At 71.2% G+C, this 15,047-nt stretch carries 18 protein-coding genes; 8 read left to right on the forward strand and 10 right to left on the reverse strand.

All coding sequences use genetic code 11. The features are described 5' to 3' along the window. Positions 1 to 13: 13 nt before the first annotated feature. Genes BIV04_RS07495 through BIV04_RS07520 form a run of 6 tightly spaced genes read right to left on the reverse strand, consistent with a single transcriptional unit; the run spans position 14 to position 5,351 of the window. Positions 14 to 895, reverse strand: a complete 882-nt coding sequence (locus BIV04_RS07495; protein WP_071255572.1) for a prenyltransferase — start codon at positions 893 to 895, stop codon at positions 14 to 16. Beyond that, positions 892 to 1,308: a lycopene cyclase domain-containing protein gene (locus BIV04_RS07500; protein ID WP_071255573.1), complete on the reverse strand. Its 417-nt coding sequence runs from the start codon at positions 1,306 to 1,308 to the stop codon at positions 892 to 894. Before BIV04_RS07500 ends, BIV04_RS07495 begins: the two co-directional genes overlap by 4 nt. After that, a complete protein-coding gene (locus tag BIV04_RS07505) occupies positions 1,305 to 1,673 on the reverse strand; it encodes a lycopene cyclase domain-containing protein (RefSeq protein ID WP_071255574.1) in 369 nt (122 codons plus the stop codon). The genes BIV04_RS07500 and BIV04_RS07505 overlap by 4 nt, the downstream gene beginning before the upstream one ends. Next, entirely contained in the window at positions 1,673 to 3,406 is a 1,734-nt protein-coding gene (gene crtI, locus BIV04_RS07510; RefSeq protein ID WP_083396263.1) for a phytoene desaturase family protein, read from the reverse strand. The genes BIV04_RS07505 and crtI overlap by 1 nt, the downstream gene beginning before the upstream one ends. After that, entirely contained in the window at positions 3,403 to 4,284 is an 882-nt protein-coding gene (locus BIV04_RS17095) for a phytoene/squalene synthase family protein (RefSeq protein ID WP_071255575.1), read from the reverse strand. Before BIV04_RS17095 ends, crtI begins: the two co-directional genes overlap by 4 nt. Beyond that, on the reverse strand, positions 4,281 to 5,351 hold the full coding sequence (locus tag BIV04_RS07520) for a polyprenyl synthetase family protein (protein ID WP_083396264.1): 1,071 nt from the start codon (positions 5,349 to 5,351) through the stop codon (positions 4,281 to 4,283). Before BIV04_RS07520 ends, BIV04_RS17095 begins: the two co-directional genes overlap by 4 nt. 18 nt (positions 5,352 to 5,369) lie before the next feature. Here BIV04_RS07520 and idi point away from each other — a divergent pair, with 18 nt between their 5' ends. Beyond that, the gene (gene idi, locus BIV04_RS07525; protein WP_043594089.1) at positions 5,370 to 5,939 is read left to right on the forward strand and encodes an isopentenyl-diphosphate Delta-isomerase; all 570 of its coding nucleotides are present in this window, start codon (positions 5,370 to 5,372) and stop codon (positions 5,937 to 5,939) included. A gap of 128 nt (positions 5,940 to 6,067) precedes the next feature. Next, positions 6,068 to 6,265, forward strand: coding sequence for a hypothetical protein (locus BIV04_RS07530; RefSeq protein ID WP_143048610.1), 198 nt, complete (start codon positions 6,068 to 6,070; stop codon positions 6,263 to 6,265). A 40-nt stretch (positions 6,266 to 6,305) separates the two neighbouring features. Here the strand turns inward: BIV04_RS07530 and BIV04_RS07535 are convergent, their stop codons facing one another. After that, entirely contained in the window at positions 6,306 to 7,448 is a 1,143-nt protein-coding gene (locus tag BIV04_RS07535) for an acyl-CoA desaturase (protein ID WP_071255578.1), read from the reverse strand. Positions 7,449 to 7,606: 158 nt separating this feature from the next. Between BIV04_RS07535 and BIV04_RS07540 the strand changes: the two genes are divergently transcribed. The 3 genes from BIV04_RS07540 to BIV04_RS07550 are packed head-to-tail and all read left to right on the forward strand — an operon-like array spanning position 7,607 to position 9,265. Then, a complete protein-coding gene (locus BIV04_RS07540; RefSeq protein ID WP_143048611.1) occupies positions 7,607 to 8,290 on the forward strand; it encodes a hypothetical protein in 684 nt (227 codons plus the stop codon). A 34-nt stretch (positions 8,291 to 8,324) separates the two neighbouring features. Next, positions 8,325 to 9,023: a DUF308 domain-containing protein gene (locus tag BIV04_RS07545; protein ID WP_255364208.1), complete on the forward strand. Its 699-nt coding sequence runs from the start codon at positions 8,325 to 8,327 to the stop codon at positions 9,021 to 9,023. After that, positions 9,020 to 9,265, forward strand: a complete 246-nt coding sequence (locus BIV04_RS07550; protein ID WP_043594098.1) for a hypothetical protein — start codon at positions 9,020 to 9,022, stop codon at positions 9,263 to 9,265. The genes BIV04_RS07545 and BIV04_RS07550 overlap by 4 nt, the downstream gene beginning before the upstream one ends. Positions 9,266 to 9,352: 87 nt before the next feature. Here BIV04_RS07550 and purB read toward each other — a convergent pair whose 3' ends face one another. The 3 genes from purB to BIV04_RS07565 are packed head-to-tail and all read right to left on the reverse strand — an operon-like array spanning position 9,353 to position 11,642. Next, positions 9,353 to 10,735 (reverse strand): adenylosuccinate lyase, encoded by a 1,383-nt coding sequence (gene purB, locus BIV04_RS07555; protein ID WP_071255580.1) that lies wholly within the window; start codon positions 10,733 to 10,735, stop codon positions 9,353 to 9,355. Continuing rightward, positions 10,732 to 11,238 carry a low molecular weight protein-tyrosine-phosphatase gene (locus BIV04_RS07560; protein WP_255364209.1) on the reverse strand — a complete coding sequence of 169 codons (507 nt, stop codon included), beginning with the start codon at positions 11,236 to 11,238 and terminating at the stop codon, positions 10,732 to 10,734. The genes purB and BIV04_RS07560 overlap by 4 nt, the downstream gene beginning before the upstream one ends. After that, on the reverse strand, positions 11,235 to 11,642 hold the full coding sequence (locus BIV04_RS07565; RefSeq protein ID WP_055976474.1) for a phage holin family protein: 408 nt from the start codon (positions 11,640 to 11,642) through the stop codon (positions 11,235 to 11,237). The genes BIV04_RS07560 and BIV04_RS07565 overlap by 4 nt, the downstream gene beginning before the upstream one ends. Positions 11,643 to 11,751: 109 nt before the next feature. Between BIV04_RS07565 and BIV04_RS07570 the strand changes: the two genes are divergently transcribed. The 3 genes from BIV04_RS07570 to BIV04_RS07580 are packed head-to-tail and all read left to right on the forward strand — an operon-like array spanning position 11,752 to position 15,038. Next, positions 11,752 to 12,822 carry a histidinol-phosphate transaminase gene (locus BIV04_RS07570; protein ID WP_071255582.1) on the forward strand — a complete coding sequence of 357 codons (1,071 nt, stop codon included), beginning with the start codon at positions 11,752 to 11,754 and terminating at the stop codon, positions 12,820 to 12,822. 30 nt (positions 12,823 to 12,852) lie between these two features. After that, a complete protein-coding gene (locus BIV04_RS07575; RefSeq protein WP_071255583.1) occupies positions 12,853 to 14,013 on the forward strand; it encodes a thiamine pyrophosphate-dependent dehydrogenase E1 component subunit alpha in 1,161 nt (386 codons plus the stop codon). Further along, on the forward strand, positions 14,010 to 15,038 hold the full coding sequence (locus BIV04_RS07580; RefSeq protein WP_071255585.1) for an alpha-ketoacid dehydrogenase subunit beta: 1,029 nt from the start codon (positions 14,010 to 14,012) through the stop codon (positions 15,036 to 15,038). Before BIV04_RS07575 ends, BIV04_RS07580 begins: the two co-directional genes overlap by 4 nt. The last annotated feature ends 9 nt before the right edge of the window (positions 15,039 to 15,047 follow it).

Consider the following 15,047-nt stretch of genomic DNA (forward strand, 5'->3'; position numbering starts at 1 on the left):
AGGAGGCGCGGCGTCAGTTCCGCAAGAAGACCCACCAGATCATGAGCATCGTCACGACGAACCCGCTGACGAAGTTGAGCGCCAGGAAGCGTCGCCACCCGCGGTTGACCTCTTCGGCCCGGTCGTCGGTCACGTTCCACCACGGGGCGCAGCTGATCGCGTAGGGCAGGGTCAGCAGGGCCGCCAGCGCGCCCGGCCATTCGGTGAAGGTCAGCAGCACGCCGGCCAGCAGGTAGGCCACCACCGAGAGGCGCACCGTCGCGCGGGCCCCGATCTCGGTCGCGATCGACGAGATGCCGCCCTCGCGGTCGGCCAGCACGTCCTGCACGGCACCGAACGCGTGACTCGCGACGCCCCAGAGGAAGAACGCGCCGAGCAGCGCCCACAGCTGGGGCGTGAAGGTCGCCCCGGCCAGCACGAGACCGTAGACGGCGGGGCTGACGAAGTGCGTGCTCGAGGTGATCGAGTCGACGAAGGGGCGCTCCTTGAAGCGCAGGCCGGGGGCCGAGTAGGCGATCACGGCGAAGACGCTGACGGCCAGCACGAGCCAGCTCAGCGGGTCGCCCACCGCGACGAGGAACACGAGGAACGGGACGTTCGTGATCACCGCGGCGCGCAACGTCGTGCGGTGCAGGCTGCGGTCGAGCAGCGCGCCCTCGACGCCGCCCTTGCGCGGGTTGTGCAGGTCGCTCTCGTAGTCGAAGACGTCGTTGATGCCGTACATCGCGAGGTTGTAGGGGATCAAGAAGTAGAGGGCGCCGACGACCAGCACGAGCCAGTTCACGTCACGGCTGCCGAGCAGGGACGTCAGCACGTACGCCGCCGCGAACGGGAACGCCGTGTTGATCCAGCTCAGGGGCCGGGACGAGACGAACAGGGCCTTGATCGTGTTCACGAGCGCGCCTCCTTCACGGGCGTCGACCCGCCGGCCGCCGGCGCAGCGGGCACCCGGGGCGTCTTCGGCCCGCCGAGGAGCACCCACACCGACGGCAACAGCACGAGCGCCGCGATCGCGTAGGCGAAGTCCTCGAGCGGGGCGATGCCGACGAACACCCCGCTGATCCGGGCGGCGTCGTAGCCGACCAGCCCGATGCCGATCATGACGTTGTCGAACACGGCGGTCATCACGAGCAGCACGCCGGTCGCGAGGCCTGCGCCCAGCAGCCGTTCGCGCCGGCGACGCGACGTCTCGGCCGGGGACGAGGAGGCGCGCGCGGCCCGGCCACGCACCCCTGCGGCCACCAGTGCCAACACTCCGAGCACGGCGACGATCGACAGGAACACCGCGTTCACGGCCCAGTAGGTCACGACGTCACGCCGTCCACCGGGCGACCGGCCCGGCTCGCGTCACGCCGGTCGAGCACGACCGCCGCCGTCATCCGGGCTCCGGCCAGCAGGTTCATCGTCAGGTAGCAGAGCAGCGTCAGGAAGAAGACCTCTTCGAGCGGCAGCTCGGTCGCCACCAGGACGCCGGTCATGAACGAGGTCTCGCCACGGAAGAAGATGCCGAGGTCGATGCCCACGACGTCCCAGATCAGGAAGAACACGACGCCGACCAGCAGCGTCACCGCCGCCCGGGGGACGTCGCGCCAGAAGAACAGGTGGAACCTGCGGTCGAGCATCACCATGCCGAACAGCGAGACGAGCAGCGCCGCGAGGTACAGGAACCCCATCAGCCGGCGGCGGGCTCGGACGGCGTCGGCCGGGCCGCCGACGGCTCGGGGAGCGGCTCGGTGCTCGTGTCGCCGCGCAGGTTCTTGAGCAGCACCTCGGCGCTGATCAGGCACATCGGCAGGCCGATGCCCGGGCGGACCGAACCGCCGGCGTAGAACAGCGAGTCGACGCGGGTCGAGACGTTGCCGGTGCGGAACAGGGCGCTCTGGGCGAGCGTGTGCGCGGGGCCGAGCATGCTGCCGCTCCAGGCGTTGACGTCGTCGACGAAGTCGCGCGGTCCGCGGGTGCGTCGGACGACGACGCGGTCGGCGAGGTCGGGCACGTGCGCCCACTCGGCGATCTGGGCGATGACGCCGTCGGCGAGCCGCTCGATCATCGGGTCGCCGTCACCGTCGACGTCGCCCGAGCCGAGCGCCGGGTCGGCGGGCAGCGGCACCAGGACGAAGAGGTTCGTGTGACCGGCGGGCGCCGTCGACGGGTCGACCGTGCTCGGTTTGCAGACGTACAGCGACGGCGGGTCGGGGATGCGCTTGTCGGCGCCGAAGATCCGGTCGAAGTTCTCGTGCCAGTCGCGGGCGAAGAGCAGCGTGTGGTGCTCGAGCTCGGGGATCTCGCCCTCGACGCCCAGGTAGAGCAGCAGGGCGCTCGGCCCGGGGTTCTTCTTCGCCCAGTACGACGAGTCGTAGGTGCGCAACTCGCGCGGCAGCAGCTGCGTCTCGGTGTGGTGCAGGTCGGCCGCGCTGACCACGAGGTCGGCGTCGACGCGGTGCGTCGCGCCCTCGGCGTCGACCCAGTCGACCCCGGTCGCCTCGGCGGTCGCCTTCGAGCCGCGCGGCAGGGCCGCGCCCTCGGCCGCGAGCGGCTGCGTGACGATCTGCGTCACGGCCGCGCCGGTCACGACGGTCACCCCGGCCTCGACGGCCACGTCGCGGATCGCCTCGATCACCGAGATCAGGCCGCCCTGCGGGTACAGCACGCCGTCGTCGAGGTCGAGCGTGCTCATCAGGTGGTACATGCTCGGGGTGTCGAACGGCGACGAGCCGAGGAAGACCGCGGGGTACCCCAGGATCTGACGGAGGCGCGGGTCAGTCACCGTGCGGGAGGCGAACGAGTCGAGGCTCGTCAACAGCAGCCGCGCCAGCTTGGGTAGGCGCACGAGAACGTCGCCGCGCAGCAGGGGTGCGAGGCTGCCGAAGCTCGTGTAGAGGAACCGCCGCTTGGCGATCTCGTAGGTGTCGCGGGCGGACCGCAGGTACCGGCGCATGCGGTCACCACTGCCGGGTTCGACGCGCTCGAAGAGCTCGACGTTCTGCTCGAGCCCGCGGGGCACGTCGATCGGAGCGCTGGCCGCGGGGTCGTCGGGCGTCGGCTCGAACAGCACGCGGTAGCCCGGATCGAGTTCGACGAGGTCGAGGCGCTCGGCCGCCGACGTGCCCATCAGGCGGAAGAAGTGGTCGAAGACCTCGGGCATGAGGTACCAGCTCGGGCCGAGGTCGAAGCGGAAGCCCTCGTGGCTCCACGACCCGGCGCGGCCACCGACCTCGTCGTTCTTCTCGAGCAGGGTGACCTCGTGGCCTTCGCGGGCCAGCAGTGCAGCCGAGGCCAGGCCGCTGATGCCGCCGCCGATCACGACGACGCGGCGACCGTGGCGGGTGACGCTGAGGCCGTGTGACTCGTCGGGCGCACCGGTGGCGGCGCCCGTGGCCCCGCGGTCGACCGTGTCGCGGCTCATGCGCGGGCCTCGGGCAGGCGCGTGACGCGGCCGGCCGCGGCCCCCGCGGCGATGCGCACCTTGACCGGGTTCGGCACGCGCACGCGCGCCCGGACCAGCGAGGAGGCGGGGGTCGCCTCGAGACGCCGGTTCAGCTCGGCGAACAGGCCGTGGGCCAGGGCCACCGCCCGACGCGAGGTCGTCGGCAGCACGGGGATGATCTCGCCGCTCACGCGGAGGTCGTCGTCGATGTCTCGCACCAGTCTCGTCTTCGTCTGCTCGTCGAACGTGGTCACGTCGACCCCGGGGAAGTAGCTGCGGCCGAGCTGTTCGAAGTCGGCCGCGAGGTCACGCAGGAAGTTCACCTTCTGGAAGGCGGCGCCCAGACGGCGGGCCCCCTCTTCGAGCTCGGCGACCGTGCTCGGCGGGAAGGCGTGCCCCTGCAGGAACGCCTTGAGGCACATCAGTCCGACGACCTCGGCCGAGCCGTACACGTAGGCGTCGAACGAGGCCTGGTCGTGCTCGCGGGCACTGAGGTCGGCCCGCATCGAGGCGAAGAAGGGTGCGGTCAGCTCGGCACCGAAACCGGTGGCGCGGGCGGTGCGGGCGAAGGCGTGCACGACCAGGTTGGGGCTGAATCCCTCGGCCAGGGCCCGCTCGGTCTCGGCCTCGAAGCCGTCGAGCAACCGGCCCGCGGCCTCGGTGCTCAGACCGGCCTCGGTGGCGGGACCGTCGACGATCTCGTCCGCGACGCGCACGAGGGCGTAGACGTTCTCGACGTGCTGCCGCACCTCGCCGCCCAGCAGGCGGGAGGCCAGGCCGAACGACGTCGAGTAGCGGCGGATCACGCCGCCCGCGGTCGCGTCGGCCACGGAGTCGTACAGCGACAGGCCCGTCATCGCACCCTCTCGAGGACGTCCTGGACTACCGGCGTCAGCGCCTCGCGGAGCGACTCGGGCACCTCGGCACGGTCGAGCACGTCCAGAGCGCGGCGGGCGTGCTGCTCGACGAGCCCCTCGGCGAAGGCGCGGGCGCCGCAGACCTCGAGGCGGCCGCGGACGTGCTCGGCCTCCGCCTCGCTGAGGTCGGCCTTGCCGATGAACGGCTGGATCGTGAACCACTCATCGGTGGTCGCGGCGTGCGCGACGAGCACCGTGCGCTTGCCCTCGCGCAGGTCGCCGCGTGTGGTCTTGCCGGTGGCCTCTTCGGTGCCGAAGACCCCGAGCAGGTCGTCGACCACCTGGTACGCGACCCCGACCTCGCGGCCGAAGTCGCCGACCGCCGTCACGACGGCCTCGCCTGCCCCGGCCAGGACGGCGCCCGCCTGCAGCGGCGCCTCGAACGAGTAGACGGCCGTCTTGGCGCGTTCCATGTCGAGGATCTCGTCGACGGTCGGCAGGTCGGCGGAGAGCGAGAACTCGACGTCGACCATCTCTCCACCCGCGCTGACGAAGATCGCCTCGTCGAGCAGGTCGAGCAGCCGCGTGCGGACGTGGTCGGCGCAGCCGATGCCGAGCAGCATGCGGCTGGCACCGGTCAGGGCGAGATCACCGGCGATGACGGCGGCCGACATGCCCCGGTGCTCGGCCGCGGGGGTCGGGATGCCCGCCGTCGTCGCGGTGTCGCGGTAGCTGCCCGAGACGTTGGGGATGCCGCGTCGCGAGAAGTCACGGTCGATCACGTCGTCGTGGACGATCAGCGCCGTGTGAAGCAGTTCGAAGGCCGCGCCGACGCGGGCCACGGCCTCGTCGTCGGCGCCCCCGAGGGCGTCGTACACCGTGAAGACCATGCGGGGCCGGAAGCGCTTGCCCCCGGCGCTGTTGCGCTCGAGCACAGACCACAGGTCGACGTAGCGCCACCCCACGGACTCGGCCCGGCGTTTGGCCAACGCGAAGAAGTCGTCGAGGACGGCGTCGACACGATCGTGTCTCGCCCGCGTGCCTGCGTGCAGGTGATCACCGTCCACCAGGGCAGACTACCTCTCATGACCCGTGAGATCTCGACGCATCCCCAGCCGACGTCCGGTGACCGCCCCGGCGCGCACGACGAGCTCGTGGTGCTGCTCGACGACGAGGGCACGCCCATCGGCACGACCGCGAAGGCGACCGTGCACACCGCCACGACGCCGCTGCACCTGGCCTTCAGCTGCCACGTCACCGACGACCTCGGCCGCGTCCTCGTCACCCGCCGCGCCCTGTCGAAGAAGACCTGGCCCGGCGTCTGGACCAACTCGTTCTGCGGCCACCCCGCACCCGGCGAGACGCCGGCCGAGGCGCTGATGCGCCGCGCCCACCAAGAGCTCGGCATGGAGGTCCGTGACGTCGAGGTGATCCTGCCCGAGTTCCGGTACCTCGCCACCGACGCCTCGGGTGTGGTCGAGAACGAGATCTGCCCGGTCTTCACGGCCCGGGCCGTCGGCCTGCCCGACCCCTCGCCCGACGAGGTCGCCGAATGGGCCTGGGTCGAGCCCGCCGAGCTGCGCGACGCCGTCGCGGCCGCGCCGTTCGCCTTCTCGCCCTGGTTGGGCTGGCAGCTGGCCGCCTGGCCCGCCTGAGAGCGCCGAACCCTCGACGCTAGCCCTCGCCGAAGGGCCTGACAAGCCCCTCGCGAGCACCGTCGACCACTCGTATCGTGGCGGTCGAGGCACCGGATGCGACGTCCGGCCCGCGACGGGAGGCGACCGTGGATTCCAGCTACACGAGGGACGCGACGGCGTCCCCCCTCGCGATCCACCCGTACCCCAAGCAACAGTCCCGGCCGGCCGGCAGCCGCGACCGCCCCTCGCCGGCCCGGGAGGCGCGGGCCGCGTCCGGCGACGCACGTCCCGTCCGCTACGAGGACTTCTTCGAGGACGACGAAGGCGCGAGCCGGTCCGCCTGACCCGGCCCGCGCCTCCTGCGCTCGTCGTGCTCGTCGCCGACTAGCGGGGACGCAGCGCGTACGCCGCGGGGCAGTCGAACGGGTCGCGGGCCGAGAGGCCGACGCGGTTGAGGTACCGGATGACGATCGCGTACGACTTGCCGATCGTGGCCTCGGTGTAGGGGATGCCGTGCTCGGCGCAGTGCGCCTTGACCAGGGCGCTGGCCGCACGCAGGTTCGGACGCGCCATGCTCGGGAAGAGGTGGTGCTCGATCTGGTAGTTCAGCCCACCCATGAACGCGGTCGAGTGCCGTCCCGTGATGTTGCGCGAGGTGAGGACCTGCTTGCTGAGGAAGTCGACCTTGGCCCCCTCGGGGATGATCGGCATGCCCTTGTGGTTCGGGGCGAACGACGACCCCATGTAGAGACCGAAGACGGCCATCTGCACGCCGATGAAGGCGAAGGCCATGCCGACCGGCAGGAACCAGAAGACGACGCCGAAGTAGGCGACCAGCCGGACGGCGATCAGCGTGATCTCGAGCGCCCGGCCCTCGACCTTGTCGCGACCGAGCAGCGTGCGGAACGACGTCACGTGGAGGTTGACGCCCTCGCCGAGCAGCAGCGGGAAGAAGAAGTAGCCCTGGCGGCGGGTGATGAAGCCGAGCACGCCGCGCTGCTTCGCCGCGTCCTCTTCGAGGAACGAGATCGTGTCGAACGCGATGTCGGGGTCTTTGCCCTTGGTGTTGGGGTTGGCGTGGTGACGGCTGTGCTTGGTCATCCACCACGCGTAGCTGATGCCCACGACGCCGGCGGCGAGCACGCGACCGACCTTGTCGTTGCGCGTGCCCGACTCGAACACCTGGCGGTGCGCGGCCTCGTGCGTGAGGAACGCGAACTGCGTGAGGATGATGCCCAGGGCCCCGGCGATCAGCAACTGGAACCAGCTCGAGCCCAGCAGGACGAAGCCGGTGGCCGCGCCGCCGAGACAGGCGACGAGCACGACGAAGACCGTGACGTAGAAGCCGGTGCGACGCTGCAGCAGGCCTGCCTCACGCACGGACTTGAGCAAGCTCGAGTAGGTGCTGGTCGGCTTGCCGACCTGGCCGGCGACGGTGGGACGGAACCCGGCGGGCGCCGCACCTGCCGGCGCATGGACGATGCGCGGCTGCGCGGTTCGGGTGGTCGTGGGGACGGTGGCGGTCATCGGGCTCCCGCGGCTGGTCGACTTCTCAGCCGGGTGGAGGGGCCGGAGGCGGCCCGCAGATGCTGCGAACGTAACGGCGCGGGCTGGGAAGGTGTCGGGAGATCGTCGGGTCCTGCCGCGTTTGTCCTCTCCCATATTTCACACGTAACCTGTCGCAGGTGACAGCCAGTTTCGTCGAGCGACTCAGCGGGGTGGTCCACGACCTCGAGCAGGTGCCGTACCGCACGGGCGAGCGCGACGCCCGCCAGGGGTACGGGCTGCGGGACTGCGCCCTCGGGGCCGCAGCATCGGACGCACCCGCACGCGAGATCGAGATCTCGGGGCTCGAGGTGCTCGTCGAGATCTGGCCCGACGCCAAGGACGGCCACGGCTCGCGGGTCACGGGCGGCACCGTCGTCGGCACCGGGCCGCGGCCCGCCTCGGTCGTGGCGGGTTACGTCGACCTGCTCTTCATGAGCACCGAGGGCGTTCGACGCACGTACTACCGTCTGCTCACCGTCGACGACCCCGACCCCGACGTCGCGACGGTCCGCCTGATCGAGTGCGTCAAAGAGGTCGGACCCGACTGGCGGTCCACCTGGGCCGACACGACGACCGCCTACACCCGGGTCAGCCGCATGCCGGCCGGCGTGCTGATCGCGGCCGAGCTCGGCACGGGCGCGGGCCTGGCCTCCACCCGGCGCGTGATGGACGGCGTGCTCACCGGGTTGTCGCTCGAGTCCGAGGGGGTGCTGCGGGTGACGCCCTCCGGCATGGCGCGTCAGCTCACGACGCTCAAGGGCCGCGGCTGGCCGCTGACCTTCGGTACCGCCCGCCGCCTGGCGTTCAGGAGCGCGCGGTAAACTCGGCGGGTCCCCCACCCGTGAAAGAGGTCTCGTGACGCCTGCGCACCACGACTCCGGCGCGACCGCCCCCGTGGCGTCGCCCGACCCCTCGGACCGGGGCGTCGACCCGTCGCTCTCCGCGTACTGGCCCGTCCCCGTGCTGCGTGCCGTCCCCGCCCTCGCGGCCGCCGCGGCCATCACCTTCACCCCCGACCACTCACCTCAGGTCGGCCTGCTCGCCTTCGGCTCGGCGGCGGTCGTCGGCGGCGTCGTGCTCGCCGTGGGGTCGGCCCTGCGCCTGTCCGACCGCTCGAGCCGTACCATCGCCGTGCTGCAGGGCGTCGTCGGGGCCGTGATCGGCGCTCTCTGCCTCGTCTTCTCGCACGGGCAGCTGCCCGTGCTGGTCGCCTTCGTCACGGCCTGGGCCGTGCTGACGGGCGTCCTCGAACTGCTCACCGGCCTGCGCCGTCGTCGTCGTTCACCGCTCGCCCGTGACTGGACGACCGTCGGCGTGCTGACCCTGGCCCTGGCCGTGGTCTTCCTCGTCGTCCCGCCGGACTACAGCCAGCAGCTCGGCGGCATCGAGCAGATCGAGGGCGAACTGACGTCCTCGACCGTGCTCGTCGGCATCCTGGGCGCCTACGGCGCCCTGGTCGGCGTGTTCCTCGTGATCGCCGGCCTCTCGCTCAAATGGCAGACCGGGCACCCGGCCGCTGCCGACACCCCTGACGACAAGGCACGAACGTCATGACCCACCCCACCTGGCGCGACCGGTTCCGCCCCGCCGAGTTCCTCGGACTGTCGGGGGTCTTCGCCGCCTTCGTCGGCCTCGTCGTCCTCATGACGACGCGCGACCTGCAACTCGCGCTGATCTTCCTCTGCATCGGCTTCATCGTCGCGCTCGTCACCATCGCCATGCTCGCCCTCGCGGCCAAGCCCAACGACGACGAGCGACACGAGATCGACGACGCCGACAAGCCCCGCGGCCACTGACGCACGCCTGACCCTCGGCCGTGGCCTGCGGGCCGGGGCACGCTGGTGCGCGGGTCGTCCGGACGGGCCGACCCGCGCCTCCCGGGCTCAGGCCAGGTGGTCGACCAGCTGCGAGGCGATGCCCGTGTAGGTCGCCGGGGTCAGGGCCACGAGGCGCTGCTTCGCCTCGTCGGACACGTCGAGGCCCTCGACGAACGCGACCAGTTCGGCCTGCCCGACGCGCTTGCCACGGGTGAGCTCTTTCAGCATCGCGTACGGGTCGTCGATCGACGATCGTCCGGCGACGACCTCGGCGCGGATCACGGTCTGGATCGCCTCGCCGAGGACCTCCCAGTTGGAGTCGAGGTCGGACTCGAGCGTCACGGTGCCGACGGCGATCTCGCCGAGGCCGCGGCGCAGGTTGTCGAGCGCGAGCATCGAGTGGCCGAAGGCGACCCCGATGTTGCGCTGGGCGGACGAGTCCGTGAGGTCGCGCTGCTGGCGGCTGGTGACCAGGGTCGAGGCCAGCGAGTCGAAGAGCGCCGACGAGATCTCGAGGTTCGCCTCGGCGTTCTCGAAGCGGATCGGGTTGATCTTGTGGGGCATGGTCGACGACCCGGTCGCTCCCGCTTGCGGGATCTGCGTGAAGTAGCCCATCGAGATGTACGACCACACGTCGGTGGCGAGGTTGTGCAGCACGCGGTTGGCGTGGGCGACGCGCGAGTAGAGCTCGGCCTGCCAGTCGTGCGACTCGATCTGCGTCGTCAGCGGGTTGAAGGTCAGCCCCAGGGCGTCCTCGACGAAGGCCCGGGCCGTCGCGGGCCAGTCCAGCCCGGGGTCGGCCACGACATGGGCCGAGAACGTGCCGGTCGCCCCGCTGAACTTGCCGAGGAACTCGGTGCCGACGATCTGCGAGCGCAGGCGCTGGAGGCGGTGCGCGAAGACGGCGAACTCTTTTCCGACCGTGGTCGGCGTCGCCGGCTGCCCGTGGGTGTGCGCGAGCATCGGCACGTCGCGGGCATCGGTCGCCCAGGTGGTGAGGGCGGCGAGCACGGAGTCGAAGGCCGGCAGCCAGACGTCGAACAGGGCCGCCTTGACGGTGACCGCGTACGAGAGGTTGTTGATGTCCTCGCTGGTGCAGGCGAAGTGGGTGAGTTCGGCGATCCCGTCGAGCCCGAGCTCGGCCAGACGGGCCCGGACGAAGTACTCGACCGCCTTGACGTCGTGTCGGGTCGTCGCCTCGAGGCCGGCGAGTTCGTCGATCGCGGCCTGGCCGAAGTCGGTGACGACGGCCCGCAGGGCCCGCTTCTGCTCGTCGTCGAGCGGGGTCGAGCCGAACGCGCCGCGGTCGGTCTGGGCGATCAGCCACTCGACCTCGACGTGCACGCGGGCCCGGTTGAGCCCCGCCTCGCTGAGGTGGTCCCCCAGCGTGCCGACCGACGAACGGTAACGGCCGTCGAGCGGGCTGAGGGGCTGAGGAGGCAACGTCATGACTGTCCCTTGCGGAGTGCGGGTTCGATCTGGCGGAAGAGGGCCGAGCAGGCGCGCTCGACCATGTCGAGCACCTCGTCGAAGAGTCCTGCGTCGGAGTAGTACGGGTCGGGGACGTCGAGACCGCCGCCCGCCGGCGCCGCGTCGGGAGCGAAGGTGAGCAGCAGCTGCACCTTCGAGCGGTCGGCGTCGTCGCCTGCCCAGGCCCGGAGGATGCGTTCTTGGCCGCGATCGAACGCCACCACGAGGTCGTAGCGCGCGAAGTCGTCGGCCTCGAACTGCTTCGCCCGGTGCCGCGAACCATCGTAGCCGCGGCGCTCGAGGGCCTCGACGGTGCGGGGATCGGCCCCTTCACCGACGTGCCAGTCGCCGGTGCCCGCGCTCGTGACCTCGACCCGGTCGCCGAGGCCCGCGTCGTCGACGAGCGAGCGCAGGACGGTCTCGGCCATGGGCGAGCGACAGATGTTGCCCGTGCAGACGAAGCAGATGCGGAACCGGTTCACCGCTGACGGTCTCCCCGCCCGACCACGGGGCGGACGACGACGCCGATGGCCCACGCGAAGACGGCGAGCACGACGGCGCCGAGCACGCCCCACCAGAAGCCGTCGACGGTCAGCCCGAAGCCGAACAGGCCCGAGATCCACGCCACGATCAGCAGCAGCAGGCCGTTCACGACCAGGGCGATCAAGCCGAGCGTCAGGATGTACAAGGGGAACGCCACGACGCGGATCGCCGTGCCGACCACGCCGTTGACGATGCCGAAGACCAGGGCGAGCAGCAGGAAGGTCACGATCGTCTCGAGGGTGCCCCCGGCTCCGTAGGGCGTCACCGTCACCCCCGACACGAGCAGCGTGGTGAGCCAGAGGGCCACCGCGTTGATGAGCAGCCTCACGACGAATCGGGTCATGTCCCCATCATGCCGACCTCTCGTCCACGGGCGGTAGTGCCCGAGCAGATCCCCCCGAGGAGGCGCGGTGCCCTGACGCGACGCGGCCCCCGCCCCATAGGCTGGTCGCGTGACCACTCCCGTCCGACTCCGTCCCGAGATCGCCGCCCTGCCGCCCTACCGCCAGGGCAAGCAGGCGTCCCCTGACGCTTTCAAACTGTCGTCGAACGAGAACCCGTTCGAGCCCCTTCCCTCGGTCGTCGAGGCCGTCCGTGGAGCTGTCTCGCTCAACCGCTACCCCGACGCCTCGGCGACGGCCCTGCGGACGGCCCTCGCGACGCGCTTCGGCGTCACCGTCGACGAGGTCCACGTCGGCGCGGGCTCCGTCTCGTTGCTGGCCCAGTTCGTGCTCGCCGCCGCCTCGGTCGGCGACGAGGTCGTCTACGCCTGGCGCTCGTTCGAGGCCTACCCGGGGCTCGTCACGGTGGCCGGTGCGACGAGCGTCCAGGTGCCCCTGCGGGCCGACGGCGGCCACGACCTCGAGGCCATGGCCGCGGCCGTCACCGACCGCACCCGCGTCGTCATCGTCTGCTCCCCCAACAACCCGACGGGCACCACGGTCTCGACGAGCGAGTTCGAGTCGTTCATGGCCGCGGTGCCCGACGACGTGCTCGTGCTGCTCGACGAGGCGTACGCCGAGTTCGTCACCGACAGCACGGCCGTCGACGGCGAGACGCTCACCGAGCTGCACCCGAACCTCGTCCTGCTCCGCACCTTCTCCAAGGCGTACGGGCTGGCCGCACTCCGCGTCGGGTACGCGATCGGCGCCTCCTACCTGCTCGACGCCGCGCGGGCCACGGCCATCCCCCTCGCCGTCACCGAACAGGGCGCGGCCGCGGCCCTCGCCTCGCTCGACCACGCCGACGAACTGCTCGGCAGGGTCGATCGCATCGTCCTGCTCCGCGACCAGGTGCGACGCGCCCTGATCGACCAGGGGTGGACGGTCCCCGAGGCCCAGGGCAACTTCGTCTGGCTCGCGACGGGCGAGCACACGGCCGCCGCGGCCCAGGTGTTCGCCGACCACGGGGTCGTCGTCCGGCCGTTCGCGGGCGAGGGCGTCCGCGTCACGATCGGCGAGCCGTCGTCGGTCGACAAGCTGCTGCACGCCGCCCAGCAGATCGTCGACCTCACATCCCGGTGACGGCATATGCCGCGGAATAGATTGGACGCCATGTCTTCCTCCGAAGCGACCGACGCGCCCCCGCCCGTCCAGCTCCTGTCGCCGTCGGGCGAGGTGGTCGAGTCGGCTGCGGCCGACGAGTTCCGCCCCTACGTCGACGCCCTCGGCGACGACGGACTCCGCGCCCTCCACCGCGACATGGTGCTGACCCGTCGGTTCGACCGCGAGGCCGCGGCACTGGCCCGCCAGGGCCAGCTCGCCCTGTGGGTGCCGAGCCACGGCCAAGAGGGGGCCCAGGTCGGCCTGGCCCACGCCACCCGCCCCCAGGACCACCTCTTCCCGTCCTACCGCGAGCACGCCGTCGCCCTGTCCCGCGGCATCGACCCGGTCGACATCCTGCGCCTGCTGCGCGGGCACACGCACGGCGGTTGGAACCCCGCAGAGCACCAGAACTTCCACATCTACACGCTGGTGATCGGCTCGCAGACGCTGCACGCGACGGGTTTCGCCATGGGGCTCGGCCTCGACGGCAAGAGCGGCACGGGCGATCCCGAGGTCGACCAGGCCGTCGTGACGTTCTTCGGCGACGGCGCGACCAGCCAGGGCGACGTCAGCGAGGCCCTGGTGTTCGCCGCGAGCTTCCAGACCCCCGAGCTGTTCTTCCTGCAGAACAACCAGTGGGCGATCAGCGTGCCGGTCGCGCGCCAATCGCGCACGCCCCTCGTCGCCCGAGCCGGCGGCTTCGGCATCCCCGGCACGCAGGTCGACGGCAACGACGTGCTCGCGAGCTACGCCGTCAGCCGCCGCGACCTCGATGCCGCCCGTGGCGGCGGCGGGCCCCGCTTCATCGAGGCGCTCACCTACCGCGTCGGCGCACACACCTCGTCCGACGACCCCACCAAGTACCGCACCGACGACGAGCTGCAGTCCTGGATCGCCCGTGACCCGATCACGAGGTTCGAGGCCTTCCTGCGGAACCGCGGCGAGGGCGACGCGTTCTTCGCCGACCTCGAGACCGAGGGCGACGACCTCGGAGCCGACGTGCGACGGCGCACGGTCTCGCTGCCGAACCCCGACCGCGGCCTCATCTTCGACCACGTGTACTCCGAGCCGCACCCGCTGATGACCGAACAGAAGCAGTGGCTGGCGACCTACGAGCAGAGCTTCGGCGGCGCGGGCGAGACCGCGGCCACCGACGAGGGGGCAGCATGACCGACACCGTCGAGAACCCGACCGGCACGATCGAGCCGACCCGCTCCTCCGTGCAGACCATGCCGCTCGGCAAGGCGATCAACGCCGGACTCCGCAAGGCAATGGCCGACGACCCCCGCGTGCTCCTGATGGGAGAAGACATCGGTACGCTCGGTGGCGTCTTCCGCGTGACCGAGGGGCTGCAGGCCGAGTTCGGCGAGAAGCGCGTCATCGACACCCCGCTCGCCGAGTCGGGCATCGTGGGCACCGCGATCGGACTCGCCATGGGCGGCTTCCGCCCGGTCTGCGAGATCCAGTTCGACGGCTTCATCTACCCCGGCTTCGACCAGATCACGTCGCAGCTCGCCAAGATGACCAACCGTCACGAGGGTGCCGTTACGATGCCGGTCGTGATCCGGGTGCCCTACGGCGGACACATCGGCGCGGTCGAGCACCACCAGGAGAGCCCAGAGGCGTACTTCGCCCACACGGCGGGCCTGCGCGTCGTCAGCCCGAGCACACCGCACGACGCCTACTGGATGATCCAGGAGGCGATCGCGTCGAACGACCCCGTCATGTTCTTCGAGCCCAAGAGCCGCTACTGGCCCAAGGGCGAGGTCGACCTGAGCGACCCGCAGGCGCCGTTGCACGCGAGCCGCGTCGTCCGGACGGGCACCGAGGTCACCCTGCTGGGGCACGGCGCGATGGTCAGCGTACTGCTCCAGGCGGCCGAGATCGCGGCGGCCGAGGGCGTCTCGGCCGAGGTCGTCGACCTGCGGTCGCTCTCACCGGTCGACTACGGGCCCATCCTCGAGTCGGTCCGCAAGACCGGACGCCTCGTCGTGGCACAGGAGGCCCCCGGTTTCGTCTCGGTCGGCTCCGAGATCGCCGCCACCGTCGCCGAGAAGGCTTTCTACTCGCTCGAGGCGCCCGTGCTGCGCGTCAGCGGCTTCGACGCTCCCTTCCCTCCTGCCAAGCTCGAGACGCAGTACCTGCCCGACGCCGACCGCGTGCTCGAGGCGGTCGACCGGGCCCTGGCCTACTAGGAGTCACGA

The sequence above is a fragment of the Frigoribacterium sp. MCBA15_019 genome, from assembly GCF_001864945.1.
Lineage (GTDB): Bacteria > Actinomycetota > Actinomycetes > Actinomycetales > Microbacteriaceae > Frigoribacterium.